This window comes from Aliirhizobium smilacinae (genome assembly GCF_006335145.1).
Taxonomy (GTDB): Bacteria; Pseudomonadota; Alphaproteobacteria; order Rhizobiales; family Rhizobiaceae; genus Neorhizobium; species Neorhizobium smilacinae.
This window is the reverse complement of sequence record NZ_VDMN01000003.1, coordinates 94,419-107,188: the sequence shown is the minus strand read 5'-3', so window position 1 is coordinate 107,188 and position 12,770 is coordinate 94,419. Positions and strand designations below refer to the sequence as shown.

11 protein-coding genes are annotated in these 12,770 nt (G+C 60.7%); 6 read left to right on the top strand and 5 right to left on the bottom strand.

The window, feature by feature from the left end:
* The first annotated feature begins 2 nt into the window (after positions 1-2).
* Genes glgC through FHP24_RS15195 form a run of 6 tightly spaced genes read left to right on the top strand, consistent with a single transcriptional unit; the run spans position 3 to position 7,226 of the window.
* Entirely contained in the window at positions 3-1,268 is a 1,266-nt protein-coding gene (glgC, locus tag FHP24_RS15220) for a glucose-1-phosphate adenylyltransferase (protein WP_139677087.1), read from the top strand.
* Positions 1,268-2,725 (top strand): glycogen synthase GlgA, encoded by a 1,458-nt coding sequence (glgA, locus tag FHP24_RS15215; protein WP_139677086.1) that lies wholly within the window; start codon positions 1,268-1,270, stop codon positions 2,723-2,725. Before glgC ends, glgA begins: the two co-directional genes overlap by 1 nt.
* Before the next feature lie 2 nt (positions 2,726-2,727).
* Entirely contained in the window at positions 2,728-4,356 is a 1,629-nt protein-coding gene (locus FHP24_RS15210; protein ID WP_139677085.1) for an alpha-D-glucose phosphate-specific phosphoglucomutase, read from the top strand.
* Positions 4,357-4,363: 7 nt separating this feature from the next.
* Positions 4,364-4,708: an Imm40 family immunity protein gene (gene imm40, locus FHP24_RS15205; RefSeq protein WP_180356016.1), complete on the top strand. Its 345-nt coding sequence runs from the start codon at positions 4,364-4,366 to the stop codon at positions 4,706-4,708.
* A gap of 31 nt (positions 4,709-4,739) precedes the next feature.
* Positions 4,740-6,689: a glycogen debranching protein GlgX gene (gene glgX, locus FHP24_RS15200; protein ID WP_139677083.1), complete on the top strand. Its 1,950-nt coding sequence runs from the start codon at positions 4,740-4,742 to the stop codon at positions 6,687-6,689.
* A gap of 51 nt (positions 6,690-6,740) precedes the next feature.
* Complete coding sequence (locus FHP24_RS15195) at positions 6,741-7,226, top strand: MaoC family dehydratase (protein ID WP_139677082.1); 486 nt, start codon at positions 6,741-6,743, stop codon at positions 7,224-7,226.
* Here FHP24_RS15195 and FHP24_RS15190 read toward each other — a convergent pair.
* The 5 genes from FHP24_RS15190 to FHP24_RS15170 all read right to left on the bottom strand — a co-directional run bounded on the left by FHP24_RS15190 (position 7,223) and on the right by FHP24_RS15170 (position 12,751).
* Positions 7,223-8,350 (bottom strand): zinc-dependent alcohol dehydrogenase family protein, encoded by a 1,128-nt coding sequence (locus FHP24_RS15190; RefSeq protein ID WP_139677081.1) that lies wholly within the window; start codon positions 8,348-8,350, stop codon positions 7,223-7,225. The genes FHP24_RS15195 and FHP24_RS15190 overlap by 4 nt on opposite strands.
* A gap of 72 nt (positions 8,351-8,422) precedes the next feature.
* Complete coding sequence (locus FHP24_RS15185; RefSeq protein WP_139677080.1) at positions 8,423-8,728, bottom strand: hypothetical protein; 306 nt, start codon at positions 8,726-8,728, stop codon at positions 8,423-8,425.
* 141 nt (positions 8,729-8,869) lie between these two features.
* Positions 8,870-9,430: a sarcosine oxidase subunit gamma gene (locus FHP24_RS15180; protein WP_139677079.1), complete on the bottom strand. Its 561-nt coding sequence runs from the start codon at positions 9,428-9,430 to the stop codon at positions 8,870-8,872.
* A complete protein-coding gene (locus FHP24_RS15175; RefSeq protein WP_139677078.1) occupies positions 9,423-12,398 on the bottom strand; it encodes a sarcosine oxidase subunit alpha in 2,976 nt (991 codons plus the stop codon). Before FHP24_RS15175 ends, FHP24_RS15180 begins: the two co-directional genes overlap by 8 nt.
* The gene (locus FHP24_RS15170) at positions 12,395-12,751 is read right to left on the bottom strand and encodes a sarcosine oxidase subunit delta (protein WP_139677077.1); all 357 of its coding nucleotides are present in this window, start codon (positions 12,749-12,751) and stop codon (positions 12,395-12,397) included. Before FHP24_RS15170 ends, FHP24_RS15175 begins: the two co-directional genes overlap by 4 nt.
* Positions 12,752-12,770 lie beyond the last annotated feature (19 nt).

Genomic DNA, 12,770 nt, shown 5'->3' with positions numbered 1-12,770 from the left:
TCATGAACGATAAACAACGCATCCAGCCCCTGTCGCGTGATGCCATGGCCTATGTTCTGGCCGGAGGACGCGGAAGCCGCCTCAAGGAACTGACCGACCGGCGCGCCAAGCCCGCCGTCTATTTCGGCGGCAAGGCCCGCATCATCGATTTCGCCCTTTCCAATGCCCTGAACTCGGGCATTCGCCGCATCGGCGTCGCCACCCAGTACAAGGCCCACTCGCTCATCCGCCACATGCAGCGCGGCTGGAACTTCTTCCGCCCCGAGCGAAACGAAAGCTTCGATATCCTGCCCGCCTCCCAACGCGTCTCCGAGACGCAGTGGTACGAAGGCACCGCCGATGCCGTCTTCCAAAACATCGACATCATCGAGGGTTATGCCACCGAATACATGGTCATCCTGGCGGGCGACCATGTCTACAAGATGGACTACGAGTTGATGCTGCAACAGCACGTCAACTCCGGTGCCGACGTCACCGTCGGTTGCCTGGAAGTGCCGCGCATGGAAGCGACCGGCTTCGGCGTCATGCATGTCAACGAGAAGGACGAGATCATCGATTTCGTCGAGAAGCCGGCCGATCCGCCGGGCATTCCCGGCAATCCGAATTTTGCCCTCGCCTCGATGGGCATCTACGTTTTTCACACGAAATTCCTGATCGAGGCCCTGAAACGTGATGCTGAAGTCGCCGGCTCCAGCCGCGATTTCGGCAAGGACATCATTCCCTATATCGTCGAACACGGTAAGGCGGTTGCTCACCGCTTCGCCGACAGCTGCGTCCGCTCCGACTACGAACGCGAACCCTACTGGCGCGATGCAGGCACGATCGACGCCTATTGGCAGGCCAATATCGACCTGACCGAAATCGTTCCCGGCCTCGACCTCTACGACAAGTCCTGGCCGATCTGGACCTATGCGGAAATCACCGCACCGGCAAAGTTCGTCCACGACGACGAAAAGCGCCGTGGCTCGGCGACCTCCTCCGTCATTTCCGGTGACTGCATCATCTCCGGTTCATCTCTCAATCGCAGCCTGCTCTTCACCGGCGTGCGGGCCAATTCGTATTCGAAGCTCGAAGGCGCCGTCGTGCTGCCGAATGTCAGGATCGGCCGCCGCGCCCAGCTTCGCGATGTCGTCATCGATCATGGCGTCACCATCCCCGAAGGGCTGATCGTCGGCGAGGATCCGGAACTCGACGCGAAACGCTTCCGCCGCACCGAAAGCGGCATCTGCCTGATAACCCAGAAGATGATCGACAAGTTGGATTTGTGATGCAGGTCCTCTCGGTCGCTTCCGAAGTCTATCCTCTGGTGAAGACGGGCGGGCTGGCCGACGTGGCCGGCGCGCTTCCGATTGCGCTGGGCAGGCAGGGTATTGCCGTCAAGACCCTGATGCCGGGTTATCCCGCCGTGATGCGGATCGCCGAAGGCGCCACCCTGCGCCGCACATTTCCCGATCTGCTCGGCGCGGAAGCCCGCATCCTCGAAATTGAACACAAGGGTCTCGACCTTCTCATCCTCGACTGCCCCGAACTGTTCGACCGGCAAGGTGGTCCCTATCTCGACGTCACCGGCAAGGATTACGAGGATAACTGGCGTCGTTTCGCAGCGCTGTCCAAGGCTGGCGCCATCATCGCCCAAATGGGCCTGACCGGTGAACCCGGCAGCTGGCGACCGGATCTCGTACATGTCCACGACTGGCAGGCGGCCATGCTTCCCGCCTATATGCGTTACGCGACAGAGCCGGAGCTGCCGAGCGTCATCACAATCCACAACATCGCCTTTCAGGGCGTATTCGATGCCGAAATCTTTCCCGCACTGGAACTGCCGCCGCATGCTTTCTCGATCGACGGCATAGAATATTACGGCAGGATTTCCTTCCTGAAAGCCGGGCTGCAGACGAGCTGGGAAATCTCGACCGTGAGCCCCTCCTATGCCGAGGAAATTCTCACCCCGGAATTCGGCATGGGTCTGGAAGGCCTGCTCCACAGTCGATCCGAAGATCTCACAGGCATCGTCAACGGCATCGACACCGACGTCTGGAACCCGGAAACCGACCCTCTGCTTTCCAGCGCCTATTCCGCAGCCAGCCTGAAGGCGCGGGCCGAAAACAAGCGGCTGGTCGCGGAACGGTTTTCGCTCGATGCCAGTGATGAGCCGCTTTTTTGCGTCGTCTCCCGGCTGACCGAACAGAAGGGCATGGATCTGCTCGCCGAAACACTGGACGATCTTATAGAGCACGGTGCCAAGCTCGCGGTCCTCGGCTCCGGCGACAAGGCGCTCGAAGATGCCTTCCACGCTGCAGCGCTTCGCCATCCCGGCAAGATCGGCATCATCGCCGCCTATGACGAGCCGCTCTCACATCTGATGCAGGCCGGCTGCGACGCGATCATCATTCCCTCGCGCTTCGAACCCTGCGGCCTCACCCAGCTTTATGGCCTGCGCTACGGCTGCGTGCCGATCGTCGCCCGCACCGGCGGCCTCAATGATACGGTCATCGATGCAAGCCATGCGGGGCTTGCGGCCGAGGCAGCAACCGGCATCTCCTTCGGCCCGCTGACGACAGACAATCTTGCCCGCGCACTCCGTCGCGCCATACGCCTTTATAAGGACGAGAAGCTATGGACTGTGATCCAGAAGCAGGGCATGAAATCGGATGTTTCGTGGAACCGCAGCGCAGCTCTTTACGCCGCGCTCTTTTCCGAGATCCTTGAAAGAAAAGGTATTTGAGTATGATCAAGACCGTCGCAACGACCCCTTACCAGGATCAGAAGCCTGGCACGTCCGGCCTGCGCAAGAAGGTTCCGGTTTTCGCCCAGCCGAACTATGCGGAAAATTTCATCCAATCCATTTTCGACAGCCTCGAAGGTTTTGAAGGCAAGACTTTGGTGATCGGCGGCGATGGCCGTTATTACAACCGCGAAGTCATCCAGAAGGCGATCAAGATGGCGGCCGCGGTTGGTTTCGGCAAGGTCATGGTCGGCCAGGGCGGCATCCTCTCGACGCCTGCAGCTTCCAATGTCATTCGTAAATACCACGCCTTCGGCGGCATCATTCTCTCCGCCAGCCACAATCCCGGCGGCCCGACCGAAGATTTCGGCATCAAGTACAATATCGGCAATGGCGGCCCGGCACCGGAAAAGATCACCGACGCCATCTATGCCCGCTCCAAGGTCATCGACACCTATAAGATCGCCGATACGGCGGATCTCGATCTCGACAAGATCGGTACGTTCAAGGTCGCCGGTATGGCCGTCGAGGTGATCGACCCGGTTGCAGACTATGCCGAGCTGATGGAACAGCTTTTCGACTTCAGCGCCATCCGCGCACTGATCGCCAGCGGCGTCCGCGTCGTCATCGACTCGATGGGCGCGGTTACCGGTCCTTATGCGACGGAAATCCTGGAAAACCGCCTCGGTGCCCCGGACGGTTCGGTCCGAAACGCAATCCCGCTGCCGGATTTCGGCGGCCATCATCCGGACCCGAACCTCGTCCACGCCAAGGAACTCTATGACGACGTGATGAGCAAGGACGGCCCGCATTTCGGCGCCGCTTCCGATGGTGATGGCGACCGCAACATGATCGTCGGCAAGGGCATGTTCGTAACTCCGTCCGACAGCCTCGCGATCATTGCAGCCAATGCAACGCTCGCGCCGGGTTATGCCAAGGGCATCGCCGGCATCGCCCGCTCCATGCCGACAAGCGCCGCTGCCGACCGCGTGGCGGAAAAGCTCGGCATCGGCATGTATGAAACCCCGACCGGCTGGAAATTCTTCGGCAATCTGCTCGATGCCGGCAAGGCGACCGTCTGCGGCGAAGAAAGCTTTGGCACCGGCTCAGACCATGTGCGCGAAAAGGACGGCCTCTGGGCCGTGCTCTTCTGGCTGAACATCATGGCCGGCCGCAACGAAAGCGTGGCCGAAATCGTCAAAAGCCATTGGGCCGAATACGGCCGCAACTACTATTCCCGCCACGACTACGAGGAAGTGGATTCGGACGCAGCAAACGGCATGATCACCGCCTTGCGCGAAAAACTCGACTCGCTGCCGGGCCAGAGCTTTGGTTCGCTGAAGGTCGTCGCCGCAGATGACTTCGCCTATCACGATCCGATCGACGGTTCGGTATCGAAGAACCAGGGCATCCGCGTGCTGTTCGAAGGCGGCAGCCGCGTCGTCTTCCGCCTGTCGGGCACCGGCACATCGGGCGCCACGATCCGCGTCTATGTCGAACGTTACGAGCCGGATGCTTCCAAGCACGGTATCGATACACAGGAAGCATTGGCCGACCTGATCGCTGTCGCCGACGAAATCTCCGATCTGAAGAAGCGCTCAGGGCGTGATGCGCCAACGGTTATTACGTGATAGCAAAATGATCATTGCCTGGTCCGCCGAAATCGACGCGATATTATCGATCGGTCGGCCACTTTTCCCTGAACACCGCAACTGGGCGCTCAGCCGCCCGGAAGCTCTTTCTGCATTGGCGGAACTTCGAAAGCGCGGGATTGGCGTCCTCGGCGGAGATTTATTGGTATTTCAATCCGGCAGGTTCGAGCACACCTATGACAATTGGCATTGCGATCCCGTTGAACACGAGCGCAATGACGTATTTGTCAATCGCAGCATCAACGCCGCTATCGGCTACGTCGAAGCCTATCCCGAGGGCGAGTCCCCGCCTTTTTTCGTAATTGTACCGTTGCGGACACCATGCGCCTGATGTTCATTTTTTCGAGAAGAGGTCTGACGGCATGCCTGCTTCAACGGCATTAAAACTCGGCGCCACTCTCACTCCGACCGGCGTGGATTTCGCCGTCTGGTCCGCGTCCGCAGAAAAAATCGAACTCTGCCTGTTCGATGCCGAAAGCGGCAACGAAACAGCTCGCCACCAGATGCTTCGCGACGCCGGCGACATCCATCGCGTCTCGGTAAAAGACCTAGGCGTGGGTCAACGTTACGGCTACCGCGCTTACGGACCATATGATCCGGACAAGGGACTGTGGTTCGATCCGTCAAAACTTCTGGTCGATCCTTACGCAAAGGAACTCGACCGTCCGTTCCAGGCCGACCACGATCTCGCCACCTACGAGCTGGATACCGCCAACCTCGTTCCACGCGCGATCGTGACGGAAGACGCCGAGGCGGACAAGGCGGCTCCGCTCCTGCCGACCGGTGGTTTCATTTACGAGATCGCAGTCAAACCCTTCACCATATTGCATCCGGATATACCGGAAGAGATTCGCGGTACCGTCGCCGCACTCGCTCATCCGGCGATCATCACCCATCTCAAGACGATCGGCGTCGATGCAATCGAACTCATGCCGATCACCGCATGGATCGATGAGCGCCATCTGCCGCCGCTCGGTCTCACCAATGGTTGGGGCTACAACCCAGTGGCCTTCATGGCGCTCGATCCGCGTCTCTGCCCCGGCGGCATGACGGAGCTTCGCGAGGCCGTCGCGAAACTGCATGAAGCCGGCATCGGCACCATCCTCGATCTCGTCTTCAACCACACCGGTGAGAGTGACCGTTATGGCGCAACGCTGTCCATGCGCGGCCTCGACAATCTCGCCTATTACCGCCATCTGCCGCATGACGCGGGAGAACTGGTCAACGACACCGGAACCGGCAACACGGTCGCAGCCGATCATCCGGTCGTCCGACAACTGATCATCGATACGCTGCGCCATTTCGTCGTTCATGCAGGCATCGATGGTTTCCGTTTCGACCTCGCCCCCGTGGTCGGACGCACCGCAGAAGGTTTCGATCCGAACGGCGCCACGCTGACAGCAATGTTGTCCGATGACCTGCTGAAGGATCGCGTCTTCATCGCCGAGCCTTGGGACATCGGCCCCGGAGGTTACCAGCTCGGCAATTTCCCCGAGCCCTTCCTCGAATGGAATGACCGCACCCGCGACGACCTGCGCCGTTACTGGCGCGGCGATCAGTGGATGACCGGCGCGCTTGCGACACGGCTTGCAGGCTCCTCCGATATTTTCGAAAAATCCGGCCGCACCCGCAGCGTCAACTTTCTCGCCGCCCATGACGGCTTCACGCTCTTCGACCTCGTCTCGCATGAGCACAAGCACAACGATGCCAATGGCGAGGATAACCGCGACGGCCACAACGAAAATCTATCCTGGAACAACGGCGCGGAAGGCCTGACCACAGATTCCGCGATACAGGAGCGCCGACGCTGCGATGTCCGCGCACTGCTTTCAACGCTGTTTGCCAGCCGTGGCACGATCATGCTGACCATGGGCGATGAGGCCGGCCGGTCGCAGCGCGGCAACAACAATGCCTATTGCCAGGACAATGAAATCACCTGGATGGACTGGGAAGAGCTGGACACGGAGCTGATCCGCCACACGGCGCTGCTGGCGAAAATCCGCCAGCGCTTTTCGGTGTTTTCCGAAACGGACTTCTTCACCGGAAATGACGATGTCGAATGGCTGGCACCATCGGGGTCTCCCATGCAGGTTTCCGACTGGGAAAATGCCGAAATCCGGCTGATCGGCATGAGCCTTAAGACAGACGACCGCACATCGGGCATCTCGACTCGTCTTGCAATCCTCTTCAACCGGGCTCATGAAGAGGCTGAGTTTAACCTGCCCGGCAGCGGCTGGCAGGATCTGATTTCCGGCAAGCCTTGGACCAACTTCCTTCCTTCCCGCTCCGTATGCTTCTGCCTGAAAGGGTGAGGCTGCGACCCACGGGCAATGCTTCAAACGACGACAAGAACGGTGTGCTGAATGCGTGAGATTTCGCTGGCGGACGTGCCAGGACTTGTGGGCCAGGAACTCGGCATCTCCGAGTGGATCACCGTTGACCAGACGATGATCAACCAGTTCGCCGATGCCACGCTCGACCATCAATTCATCCACGTCGACCCTGAGCGAGCGGCAGCGGAAAGCCCCTTCGGCGGCACGATCGCACATGGTTTTCTGACCTTGTCCCTGCTTTCTGCGATGAACTTCGGCACAGTGCCGAAAATCCGCGAACAGACAATGGGCATCAATTACGGATTTGATCGCGTCCGCTTCATGTCGCCGGTCAAATCGGGCGCCCGCGTGCGTGGACACTTCACCTTGTCGGAATGCCGCTTCCGCGGCGCCGGCATGTTGATGACAAGCTATGACGTCTCCGTCGAGGTCGAGGGCGAAAAGAAGCCGGCACTCACGGCCAATTGGATTACCATCGTCCAGTTCGACCCCAAGGATCGGCCCGAAGGGGTCTAATCGAAGGTGATCACGTGGCGAATGACCTTGCCCTCGTGCAACAGGTCGAAAGCCTCGTTGATCTGTTCCAGCCGTCCGGTCGATGACAGAAGCCGGTCCACTGGCAGCTTTCCGCGCCGATAGAGGCCGATGAAGCGCGGGATATCGCGGCTGGGCACGCATCCTCCGAGGTAACTACCGAGTACGCGCCGTTCCTCTGCCACAAGACTGACCGCCGGGATAGCAAACTGACTGACCGGGTTCGCAAGGCCTGCCGTGGCCGTCGTCCCTCCCCGGCGGGTAATACGGTATGCGAGATCAAAGGCTCGGGTCGAGCCGGCCATTTCAAGCGCATGATCGACGCCACCACCTGTCGTTTCGCGGATCTTCTCCACCACATCCTCATCGCTAGCCAGAAAGACGTCGGTGGCACCGAGCTTAAGAGCAACCTCGAGCTTTGCCGGTGCCAGATCGATGGCGATCACGCGTTCGGCGCCGCTCGCAAGCGCGCCCAGAACCGCGGCAAGACCAACACCGCCGAGGCCGATGACGGCGACACTCTGTCCCGGCTGCACTTTGCAGGTGTTGACGACCGCCCCCACTCCCGTCAGCACCGCGCAACCGAACAATACCGCTTCCGCGAACGGAAGCTCGCGATCGATCTTTATCGCCGAGTGGCGCGACACCACCGCATGCGTGGCAAAGCCGGAAACGCCGAGGTGATGGTTGACCGGAACCTCGTCACAAACCAGCCGCCGTTCTCCAGACAGCAGCACCCCCTTGCCGTTAGCGTCTGCGCCGGGCACGCAAAGCGCCGGACGCCCTTCGGCGCAGGGAAGGCAATGACCGCAGCTCGGCACGAAACTCATCACCACATAATCACCCGGCAGCAGGTCATGGACGCCCGCACCAATGGCCTCCACCGTGCCGGCAGCCTCATGGCCGAGCGCCATCGGCATCGGCCTCGGGCGATCGCCATTGATGACGGATAGATCGGAATGGCAAAGCCCCGCCGCACCGATGCGTACAAGGATCTCCTCGCGTCCCGGAGGATCGAGATCCAGCTCTTCAATCGACAGCGGCCGGCTGACCGCAAAGGGCGGCAGGACAAGCGATTGCCGCAGCACGGCTGCACGTATCTTCACGAGCTCCTCCCAAAGCTTTATCTGGATACAGATAGCGACATGAAAAGCGCGACCGCAAGAGCGATGTGCCGGTCAGCCTATGTCGAGCATCAGCAAACCAAGGAGTGGCGGAACCGCTGCCCCGATCACCAGCGGCGCGGTTCGCGACGCGGTCAGCCCAACCGCTGAACCCGCGATCCCGGCTGCAATCAGCCCCGCCATCGGCATGGTGAGGTTACGATCGATGCCGGGTGCGAAAGCGGCCAGCAGTGCCGCGACCGCCGCCGCGCCGCCGACCAAAACGCCTTTCCACAACTCGATGCCGGACAGCTTCGCCGCAACACCTCCGCCAGCAATCGCGGCGATAAGGCCAAGCAAAATCCATTGAATTTCCAGCATGAAAAACCCTCCCGTTTTGATCCGGGAGGGTGCGATATTGCCTGGGCAAGATCAAGTTAGGCTATGGTCGAAGACCCGATGCCTAAATCAATTCCAGCAAAAGTGGAAACCGGTTTTGCGTCCGGAATTGCGTAGACCGATCTAAAGCGCCGCGTCCCTTGCGCCCTCTGACAGAAGGCCGAAGGCATAGTCGGAAAACGACCGCCAGACTTCCACCCGGAAAGCATCCTCTGCGGTCCTGAGCAACACAATCTCCACCTTGCCGAACAACGTGCGCGAGCAGGCGCCGACCGGAAAGACGTCAAGCGACAGATCCTGCGAGCAACCGGCATTGATGGCAGCCGCAGCCCCCGGCCCGGAAACGAGGATCGCCGTATTGCGGTGAGACACGTCCGTCGCCGAATGCAGCACGCCGGAATTGGCGGCAGCGGTCATCAGCCCGCTTTCACCTTCGTCGATCACCAGCCATTCGTCCGGCCCGAGCCAGAGTGCCGTGCGGCCGTTGGCATAAGCGGAGGTCTTCGGCTTCACCGGCAGATCGACGCCGAGCGCGCTCGACAAGGCCGGAACATCCTCGGCCCGTACGCGCAGCGAAATACGGCTGGCCGGGGCCGCCGGTTCCAGCCGAACCATGGACGAGCCACCATGGACGCCGGAAAGCGGAAGGCTACGGGTTGCGATATGGGAACCAAGCTCAGCCATTGATCCGGCCTCCTTCCTTGTCGACAAATACCATGCCGGTCACTTCGACAGCGATCGTCTTGTCCGCCATCGGCACGTAGAGCGTTTCGCCCACCTTCGCGCGCCCACCGGCCACCAGCGCAATGGCGATCGACCGGCCGAGATTTTCCGACCAGTAGGACGAAGTGACGTGGCCGAGCATGGTCATCGGCTTCGGCTGGTTCGGATCGGCAACGATCTGCCCACCCTCTTCCAGTACTTCCTTCGGGTCCTTGGTCAAAAGACCGACAAGCTGCTTGCGGCCTTCGCGCGCCAGATCGGGACGCTTGAGCCCACGAATACCGACGAAATCGGCCTTCTTCTTGGAGACCGCCCAGCCGTAACCGGCATCGTCCGGCGTCACCGTTCCGTCCGTGTCCTGACCTACGATGATATAGCCCTTTTCGGCGCGCAGCACATGCATGGTCTCGGTGCCGTAAAGGCAGGCGCCCATGCTTTCGGCCCGTACCCAGACGGCCTTCCACACCGCCGCACCGTAATCGGCCGGCACGTTGATTTCGTAACCGACCTCGCCGGTGAACGAGACGCGGAACAGCCGCGCCGGCACGCCCATGACGGTGCATTCCGCAACGCTCATATGCGGGAAGGCCTCGTTGGACAGATCCTGCCCTTCGACGAAAGGCTCGATGATCTCGCGCGCCTTCGGCCCCTGCACCGCGATCACGGCCCATTGTTCGGTGGTCGAAGTGAGCCAGACCTTAAGATGCGGGAATTCCGTCTGCAGATAGTCTTCCATATGATTGAGCACGCGCGGCGCACCGCCGGTCGTGGTCGTCACATGGAAACGGTCTTCCGCCAATCGGCCGACGACGCCGTCGTCATAGATGAAGCCATCCTCGCGGGTCATGATGCCGTAACGGCATTTGCCGGGCTTCAGCGTGTCCCAGGCATTGGTATAAAGCAGATTGAGGAACTGCGCCGCATCCGGCCCGACCACCTCGATCTTGCCGAGCGTCGAGGCATCGAACACGCCGGCCACATCGCGCACCGTCTTGCATTCGCGGTTGACGGCGGAATGCATGTCCTCGCCGCGCCTGGGAAAATACCAGGCACGTTTCCAGTTGCCGACATCCTCGAATTCGGCACCTTCAGCCTCTTCGAGCGCATGCATCGGCGTCTTGCGCGCCGGATCGAACAGATCGCCGCGCGAATGGTTGATCAGCGTGCCGTAAGTGACGGGCGTATAAGGCGCGCGGAAGGTCGTCAGCCCGACCTGCGGGATCGGCCGGCCGAGCATTTCTGATGCGATTGCCAAGCCATGCATGTTGGAAAGCTTGCCCTGGTCGGATGCCATGCCATTGGTGGTGAAGCGCTTGATATGCTCGATCGAATGCATGCCCTCGCGCACCGCAAGGCAAATATCCTTGGCCGTCACGTCATGCTGGAAATCCACGAAGGCCTTGACAGCATCTTCCGGCCCTGCCCCTTCGGCCGCACCGATCATCCCGCCGGTCCATTCGAAGCGGTTTTCGCCGGAAAGCGCCACTCTGCCGCCGCCGGCCAGAATTGCCTCGTCGATCAGTTCGGCGAGATCATCAGTGCCGTTGCAGGCGCCGACCGAGATCGAATTCTGCGCATAGACATCCGGCAGAAAACGCTGGCTGGCCGCTTCGAATTTCAGCTTGCCGCGCGATTGCGAAAACAGATGCACCGATGGCGTCCAGCCGGCCGAGACGATCAGCGCATCGACCTTGATCTTGCGGCGATCGAAATTGCCGTTGCGGGCAACCGTCATCGAATTGATCCTGAGCCGCCCGGACGTATCGACCACGGCATGGCCTGCCAACACGTCGATGCCGAGCTTGCGGGCTTCCGCCAGCACCGCCTCGCCCGGCCTGTCGCGGTTATCGACGATCGCGGCGATCGAGACACCAGCGCGTTTCAGGTCGAAGGCCGCTTCATAGGCGGAATCATGCGCTGTATAGACGCCGACACGGTTGCCGACCGCAACCCCGTGATGATTGAGGAATGAGCGCGCAGCCGATGCCAGCATGATACCGGGGCGGTCATTGTTGGCGAACACCATATGCCGCTCGATCGAGCCGGTGGCGAGGATCACCTGTTTGCTGCGCACCTGCCACAGGCGCTCACGCGGAACATCCTTGCCCGGACGCGAGATGTGATCGGTGACGCGTTCGACGAGGCCAAGAAAGCCGTGATTGTAGTAACCGAACACGGTCGTGCGCGTCAGCACCGTCACATTCGGCATCGCCTTCAGCTTTGCCGCAGCGGCCTGCGCCCAGTCGTAACCGTTCTGGCCGCCGATCATGGTCGAAGCGTCGTAATGCAGCGCACCACCGACTTCCGGCTGCTCATCGACGAGAATGATCGTCTTGCCCGTCGCGGCAGCGGAAAGTGCCGCCGTAAGGCCCGCCACACCGGCGCCGGCGACCAGCACGTCACAATGGACATAACGGCTGGCATAATGATCCGGATCGTCTTCCGTCGGCGCCACACCGAGACCGGCTGAGCGACGAATGATCGGCTCGTAGATTTTATGCCAAGCTTCCTTCGGCCACATGAATGTCTTGTAGTAGAAACCGGCAGCAAAGAACGGCGAGAGCGCATCGTTGATAGCGCCGATGTCGTATCTCAGCGACGGCCAGCGGTTCTGCGACGAAATCTTCGCACCGTCGAACACTTCCTGCACCGTGGCACGTACGTTCGGCTGGCGGCGGGCGGCATCACGCGACACGTCGAGCAGCGCATTCGGCTCTTCCGGACCTGCGGTCAGGATGCCGCGCGGACGGTGATATTTGAAAGAGCGGCCGAGAAGATGGACGCCATGCGCCAGAAGCGCGGACGCAACCGTGTCACCCTCAAGCGCCGTGTAGCTCTTGCCATCAAAGGTGAAGCGCGCCGTGCGAGCCGGCGTATGGCGGCCCGCACCCTTGATGCGGAATGCACCGGAATTGGAAGAAGCGCTCATCTGGCGTCTCCTTCGGTCTGTTCCCAGGTCTCGACGGATTTCTCCTCGGCGATCGCGGCAAACTCCTCAGCCACCGGTACCGGCTGTTTGGGTAAACCTGCCTTGTATGTCATCAGGAACCTGTCGCTGATCGTATCGCGCGCCGCATTGAAGAACCTCCCGCAGCCATGGATATGCCGCCACCGTTCATAGGTGAGGCCCTTTTCGTTGTTGCGCAGGAAGAAGAACTCGGCGAATTCCTCATCAGAGATTGCTGCGATGTTTTCCGGCCGGGCGATATGCGCCTCGCCGGCCCAGCGGAACTCCAGCTCGGAACGGTCTTCCTCGCAATAGGGGCAGTGGATCAAAAGCATCTGGTCTATCTATCCCCTA